The following is a 5,594-nucleotide window of genomic DNA, read 5'->3' as shown; positions in this document are numbered from 1 at the left end:
GAGTTCAAGGCGTTCCTGGTTAACGTGGAAAAGGTGTAACGGAGACGAATTATGGCAATGCAATCTCAAGACATCATTCGTAAATCCGCCACCAATGGCTTCACCCCGGCACCGCGCGCGCGCGATCACCAGGAAGAAGTGGCCAAGCTGATCGATGTCACTACCTGTATCGGCTGCAAAGCCTGCCAGGTAGCCTGTTCTGAATGGAACGATATCCGCGACGAAGTGGGGCACAACGTCGGGGTTTACGATAACCCCGCCGATCTGACCGCCAAATCGTGGACGGTGATGCGCTTCTCGGAAGTTGAGGAGCACGGCAAGCTGGAGTGGCTGATCCGCAAGGATGGCTGCATGCACTGTGCCGATCCGGGCTGCCTGAAGGCTTGCCCGGCGGAAGGGGCCATTATCCAGTACGCCAACGGCATCGTCGATTTCCAGTCCGAACATTGTATCGGCTGTGGTTACTGCATCGCCGGGTGCCCGTTCGACGTGCCACGCATGAACGCGGAAGATAACCGGGTATACAAGTGTACCCTGTGCGTCGACCGCGTTGGCGTTGGCCAGGAACCGGCCTGTGTGAAAACCTGTCCGACTGGGGCGATCCACTTTGGCACCAAAGAAGCGATGAAAAATGTTGCGGCGGAACGTGTTGATGAACTGAAAACCCGTGGCTACCAGAATGCCGGTCTGTACGATCCGGCTGGCGTGGGCGGCACCCACGTGATGTACGTACTGCATCACGCCGATAAACCGCAGCTGTATCACGGTTTACCGGATAACCCGACCATCAGCCCGGCGGTGACCTTCTGGAAAGGGGTCTGGAAACCGTTGGCCGCTATCGGGTTTGCTGCCACCTTCGCGGCCAGCATCTTCCACTACGTCGGCGTGGGGCCAAACCGCGTTGAAGAAGAGGAAGAGCAGGATCCGCAGGACGAGCATCATGATGAGGAGACGCGCAAATGAGGAAGGAAAAGCCAATTCAGCGCTACAGTGCGCCGGAGCGGATTAACCACTGGATTGTGGCGTTCTGCTTTATTTTTGCCGCCATCAGCGGGCTGGGATTCCTGTTCCCGTCCTTTAACTGGCTGATGAATATCTTTGGTACGCCGCAGCTGGCACGTATCCTTCACCCCTTCACCGGGGTGTTGATGTTCGTCGCGTTCCTGCTGATGTTCCTGCGCTACTGGAAGCACAACCTGATCAACCGGGAAGATATCGTCTGGGCAAAAAACATCCACAAAATCGCCATGAATGAGGAAGTGGGTGACACTGGGCGTTATAATTTCGGTCAGAAGTGCGTATTCTGGGCGGCGATCATCAGTCTGGTGCTGTTGCTGGCCAGTGGTATCGTTATCTGGCGGCCATACTTTGCCCCAGCCTTCCCCATCCCGCTGATCCGCATTGCACTGGTCGTGCATTCGGTGGCTGCGGTGGGCTTGATCATCGTGATTATGGTGCACATTTACGCCGCTCTGTGGGTAAAAGGCACGATTACCGCGATGGTGGAAGGTTGGGTGCCGGCTGCCTGGGCCAAGAAGCATCACCCGCGCTGGTACCGTGAGGTCCGCGAGAAACAACAGGAAGACAAACCCAGATGAGTATCCGCATCGTTCCTAAAGAGCAGTTAGGGGCACAGCGTGAAAAGTCTTCAACGGCGGAAACTATTCCGCCGTTACTTTTCGCCAACTTGAAGAGCCTTTATACCCGCCGAGCCGAACGTCTGCAGCAACTGGCCGCAGACCATCCGCTGGGTGACTACCTCAACTTTGCCGCCAGCATTGCGCAAGCGCAGAACAACGCCTGCCACGATAATCCGCTGGAGCTGGATCTCGGCGAAACGCTGACCCAGAGCGCTGCCAGCGGCAAGCCACCGTTGGACATCAGCGTCTATCCACGCAGCGAACACTGGCACAAGCTGCTGGCCTCGCTGATCGCAGAGCTGCGCCCGCAGGCACCGGAACACGTGCTGGCGGTGTTGGATAACCTGGAGAAATCCTCGTCCCATGAGCTGGAACTGCTGGCCAGCGCCCTGCTGAAAGGCGAGTTTGCCAAAGTAGGCAGCGACAAAGCCCCGTTCCTTTGGGCGGCGCTGTCGCTGTACTGGACGCAGATGGCCAGCCAGATCCCTGGCAAGGCACGGGCCGAGTACGGCGAGCATCGCCAGTTCTGCCCGGTTTGCGGCAGTATCCCGGTTTCCAGCGTAGTACATCTTGGTACCGTGAACGGCCTGCGCTATCTGCACTGCAACCTGTGCGAGAGTGAATGGCACGTGGTGCGGGTGAAATGCAGCAACTGTGAGCAAACCGGCGATCTCAACTACTGGTCACTGGAAAGTGAGCAGGCCGCGGTGAAAGCGGAAAGCTGTGGCGACTGTGGCACCTACCTGAAGATCCTCTATCAGGAGAAGGACCCGAAGGTCGAGGCGGTGGCCGACGATCTGGCTTCGCTTATCCTCGATGCCAAGATGGAAGAGGAAGGCTTCGCGCGCAGCAGCATCAACCCGTTCCTGTTCCCTGGCGAGTAATGACAGTTGGGCTTATTCGTTCGACCCTTGCCACTGTAATTGCCCAATTCAACTCCATCACTTTTGCAGCTCCCTCTCCCTGTGGGAGAGGGTTGGGGTGAGGGGGCAGCAGCGACTTTCGGATTAGACATCTGGCAAACCGGCAAGCGAGTTGCTACCGTTACGCCAAGACGCGTAACGCGAAAGGAAGACATGATGTTGAAGACCCTTGCCAAAGGTACGGCGCTGGCCGTGCTGCTTGCCGGGCTGGTAGCCTGCGATAACCAGGACAGCAAAAAGCCGGAAGTCCCCGCACCTGCGCCAAAACCGGTTGTAAAACAACCCGTAACGCCAGCGCCGCCGGTTGAAGAACCCAAACTCGCCCCTGGCCTGAACGTCTCGCTGCAAAAAGGCCAAATCACTTTTGAACTGCCGCCGGGCTTCAGCGATCAGACCAAGCTGAGCGGCATCATCAACGACGACAAGTCGACCATTCAGCTGTTCCTCGACAGCAAATCGCGCCAGCGCACCGTTGCTTCGGAAGTGATCCCGCCAGCAGACATGAAGATCAATACCAGCGATGCGATGCTCAAAGAGCTGACGCAAAGCATCATTACCGAGCTGTCTGACCGCTATCAGAACATCAAGAAAACTAAAGAAGAGAATTTCACCGTCGGCCAGCAGAAGTTCCATCGTCTGGATACCGAGCAGACGGTCAACGGGCAAAAACTGGTTTCCACCATCGTGTTGACGGTGTTCAATAAACGGGTGGTGACGTTGCAGATGTTAACGCCGGCGAAAACACCGGATCTACATCATGACCTGGTACAGCGGATTATTGATACCATGCAGATGAAATAGCCGGACTGGTTTATCTCAGCACGCCAATAAGCCAGTTTGCCGATAACCGGACATTGAAAACCGAGTGACCATGAGCACTGAATCCCAGCAACTTTACAGCCAGTTACCTGCCATCGACCGCCTGCTGCGCGATCCTGCCGTTGAACCCGCCGTCGCCCAACATGGCCAGACGCTCATCAGCGAACTGCTGCGCCAGATGCAGGCGCAGGCGCGTGAAGCCATCAAGACGCAGCAACAACTGCCCGCCTGGTGTCAGGACTGGCCGCAGGCGCTACATGCACGCCTGGAGCAACAGCAGCGCCCGGCGTTGCAACCGGTATTTAACCTCAGCGGCACCGTGTTGCACACTAACCTGGGGCGAGCGCTGTTGGCGCAACCGGCAGTGGATGCGGTGGTCAGTGCCATGAGCAGTGCCGTGACCTTGGAATACGATTTGGATGGCGCAGGCCGTGGGCATCGCGATCGGGCCATCGCGGATCTACTCTGCCAGCTTACCGGGGCGGAAGATGCCTGCATCGTCAACAATAATGCGGCGGCGGTGTTGTTGATGCTGGCGGCGGTGGCTCCGGGCCAGCAGGTGGTAGTGTCGCGCGGTGAACTGGTGGAGATTGGCGGCGCGTTCCGCATCCCGGACGTTATGCGCCAGGCGGGCTGCCAACTGGTGGAGGTCGGCACCACCAACCGCACACATCTGAAAGATTATCGTGCCGCCATCAACGAGCAAACCGGCCTGTTGATGAAGGTGCACACCAGTAATTACAGCATTCAAGGGTTTACCGCCGCGGTCGATGAAAGCGAACTGGCGGTGTTGGGCCACGAGCAGGGGATCCCTGTGGCGACCGATTTGGGCAGTGGCTCGCTGATCGACATGGCGCATTACGGTTTGCCCGCCGAACCGATGCCGCAGCGCCTGATCGCCGCAGGTGTCGATCTAGTGACCTTCTCCGGTGATAAATTGCTTGGCGGTCCGCAGGCTGGGATTATCGTCGGTAAAAAAGATCTGATCGCCCGTTTGCAACAGCACCCACTCAAGCGCGCCCTGCGCGTCGGCAAAATCACCTTGGCGGCGCTGGAAGCCACGCTGCGGTTATATCAACAGCCTGAGTTACTGGCAGAACATCTACCTACCTTGCGCTTACTGACCCGTCCACAGCAACAGATGCAGGAAATAGCCGAACGTTTGCAGAGCCAGTTGGCCCCGCTGTTTGCTGGCCGTTTCGAGCTGCGTAGCGAGCCGTGTTGGTCACAGATTGGCAGCGGTTCGCTGCCGATAGATCGCCTGCCGAGCTTCGCGTTGACCTTTGCCCCATTCGATGGCCGGGGCGCAACTCTAGAAGGTTTGGCCCAGCAGTGGCGTAGCTTGCCGCAGCCGGTCATTGGCCGCATCAACGACGGCAAGCTGTGGCTCGATCTGCGTTGCCTGGAACAGGAGGGCGCACTGGTTGAGGCGCTGAGCGCATGATTATCGCCACCGCTGGCCATGTTGACCACGGTAAAACCACCCTGCTACAGGCGATCACCGGCATCAATGCCGATCGTCTGCCGGAGGAGCAACGCCGTGGCATGACCATCGATCTTGGTTATGCCTATTGGCCGCAGCCAGATGGCCGCGTGCTGGGGTTTATCGACGTTCCCGGCCATGAAAAATTCCTCGCTAATATGCTGGCGGGCATTGGCGGCATTGACCATGCGCTGCTGGTGGTGGCCTGCGACGATGGCGTAATGGCACAAACTCGCGAGCACCTGGCAATCCTACGCCTGAGCGGCAGAGCGCAGTTGACGGTGGCGCTAACCAAAGCCGACCGTGTGGACCCAGCTCGAGTCGCCGAAGTGCAAACCCAGGTGTTGGCCGAATTGGCGCAGCAGGGCTGGCATGATGCCCCGGTATTTGTTACGGCGGCGGCCCTGGGAGAAGGTATTGATGAGCTGCGCCAGCATCTGTTGGCGCTGCAACCCGGTGAGCACTTACTATCACGCCGTTTTCGCCTGGCGGTGGATCGCGCCTTCAGCGTCAAGGGGGCCGGGCTGGTGGTGACAGGGACGGCGCTGGGCGGCAGCGTCGCGGTAGGCGATACGCTATGGCTGACCGGTGCGGATGTGCCGGTACGGGTGCGCGGCCTGCATGCGCAGAATCAGGCGGCAGAACAGGCGGTTGCCGGGCAGCGCATTGCGCTGAATATCAGCGGTGACGTCAGCAAAGATCAGCTAACGCGCGGCGACTGGCTGTTGG

General features: G+C 58.6%; 6 protein-coding genes. All 6 read left to right on the top strand.

Annotated features, from left to right (window positions below):
• The first annotated feature begins 51 nt into the window (after nucleotides 1-51).
• Nucleotides 52-963: a formate dehydrogenase subunit beta gene (gene fdxH / locus ACLQ7H_RS18615; RefSeq protein ID WP_179252565.1), complete on the top strand. Its 912-nt coding sequence runs from the start codon at nucleotides 52-54 to the stop codon at nucleotides 961-963.
• Nucleotides 960-1,598, top strand: coding sequence for a formate dehydrogenase cytochrome b556 subunit (fdoI, locus tag ACLQ7H_RS18610; protein ID WP_411753940.1), 639 nt, complete (start codon nucleotides 960-962; stop codon nucleotides 1,596-1,598). The genes fdxH and fdoI overlap by 4 nt, the downstream gene beginning before the upstream one ends.
• Nucleotides 1,595-2,524 (top strand): formate dehydrogenase accessory protein FdhE, encoded by a 930-nt coding sequence (fdhE, locus tag ACLQ7H_RS18605; protein WP_115160056.1) that lies wholly within the window; start codon nucleotides 1,595-1,597, stop codon nucleotides 2,522-2,524. The genes fdoI and fdhE overlap by 4 nt, the downstream gene beginning before the upstream one ends.
• 195 nt (nucleotides 2,525-2,719) lie before the next feature.
• On the top strand, nucleotides 2,720-3,364 hold the full coding sequence (locus tag ACLQ7H_RS18600; protein WP_411753941.1) for a DcrB-related protein: 645 nt from the start codon (nucleotides 2,720-2,722) through the stop codon (nucleotides 3,362-3,364).
• 70 nt (nucleotides 3,365-3,434) lie between these two features.
• A complete protein-coding gene (gene selA, locus ACLQ7H_RS18595; protein WP_411753939.1) occupies nucleotides 3,435-4,826 on the top strand; it encodes an L-seryl-tRNA(Sec) selenium transferase in 1,392 nt (463 codons plus the stop codon).
• Nucleotides 4,823-5,594: selenocysteine-specific translation elongation factor (gene selB / locus ACLQ7H_RS18590; RefSeq protein WP_411753938.1), on the top strand; the 772-nt coding region annotated here is incomplete at its 3' end. The genes selA and selB, both read left to right, overlap by 4 nt.

The sequence above is a fragment of the Serratia sp. (in: enterobacteria) genome (assembly GCF_046715635.1).
Taxonomy (GTDB): Bacteria; Pseudomonadota; Gammaproteobacteria; order Enterobacterales; family Enterobacteriaceae; genus Chania.
Note: the sequence above shows the minus strand (reverse complement) of the source record. Positions and strands in the feature narration are given on the sequence as shown.

Bases quoted from the DNA above. Each gene is read 5' to 3' on its own strand.
- fdxH (WP_179252565.1), top strand. From the start codon at position 52: ATGGCAATGCAATCTCAAGACATCATTCGTAAATCCGCCACCAATGGC.
- fdhE (WP_115160056.1), top strand. From the start codon at position 1,595: ATGAGTATCCGCATCGTTCCTAAAGAGCAGTTAGGGGCACAGCGTGAA.
- selA (WP_411753939.1), top strand. From the start codon at position 3,435: ATGAGCACTGAATCCCAGCAACTTTACAGCCAGTTACCTGCCATCGAC.
- ACLQ7H_RS18600 (WP_411753941.1), top strand. From the start codon at position 2,720: ATGTTGAAGACCCTTGCCAAAGGTACGGCGCTGGCCGTGCTGCTTGCC.
- fdoI (WP_411753940.1), top strand. From the start codon at position 960: ATGAGGAAGGAAAAGCCAATTCAGCGCTACAGTGCGCCGGAGCGGATT.